Origin of the sequence: Sphingobium sp., from assembly GCF_033795625.1 — a bacterium.
In the GTDB taxonomy this organism is placed as follows: Bacteria; Pseudomonadota; Alphaproteobacteria; order Sphingomonadales; family Sphingomonadaceae; genus Sphingobium.
Genome location: NZ_JARYGI010000122.1, coordinates 1 through 727, shown reverse-complemented (window position 1 = coordinate 727; position 727 = coordinate 1). Strand labels below are relative to the sequence as shown.

1 protein-coding gene and 1 pseudogene are annotated in these 727 nt (G+C 57.8%); both read right to left on the bottom strand.

From position 1 onward, the window contains the following. Window positions 1–347 (bottom strand): annotated as a pseudogene (locus QHC67_RS18930) (IS110 family transposase); the annotation flags it as partial. Then, the gene (locus QHC67_RS19290; protein WP_413818577.1) at window positions 344–673 is read right to left on the bottom strand and encodes a helix-turn-helix domain-containing protein; all 330 of its coding nucleotides are present in this window, start codon (window positions 671–673) and stop codon (window positions 344–346) included. The gene QHC67_RS19290 and the pseudogene QHC67_RS18930, both read right to left, overlap by 4 nt. Between the last annotated feature and the right edge of the window lie 54 nt (window positions 674–727).

Below are 727 nucleotides of genomic sequence, written 5' to 3'. Positions count from 1 at the left end.
TGATCTTCGGACTTCGCCTCGACGAAGCGCATTTCGGGGCGCTGAGCTGCAATCACGATAGCCTCGGCGTCGGCCGCATCATTCTTCTGACGCTTTACAAACGGCTTGACGTAGTGCGGCGCGATCAACTTCACTTCGTGTCCCAGTTTGATCATCTCGCGGGCCCAGTGGTGAGCACTCCCACATGCCTCCATCACGACCATCGCAGGAGGCTGTTCCGCCATAAACCTCGCAAAGCTTTGTCGTGAAAGCTTCTTTCGAAACTTTGGCTGCCCCGTCATCGACGCGGCATGCAACTGGAAAACCGATTTTGCCAAATCTACTCCGATCATCGTATCCTTCGTCATGGTTGCCGTCCTTTCCGCTCAGTGGTCCTCAACACCACTATTCTGGCACATCGCGATGCCGTCTGGGGAGGGCGGCAACCACGCCATCTAGCGGTGTGCCGCGCGGGAGGGCAGCTTTGATCTTTGCCAACTCGGCTGCAAGGCCCCCTTTTTAAATCCTCCATCGCATATTCATTCTGCGCATGGTGGCGCGGGCGCGCAGTCAGTTTGACATAGCCCAGCCTCTTCAACTCTCGCCCCACGGTCGTCTCGGTCAAGGATACTCCAAACTCATCATGAAGCCACCGCGCCAGGTCGATCAGCCGCCAGCGGACAACCCCATGGATAGCCGGGATCGGTCCGCTTTCAACGATCTCCGCAAGAGCCTGGCGATGGGCTTC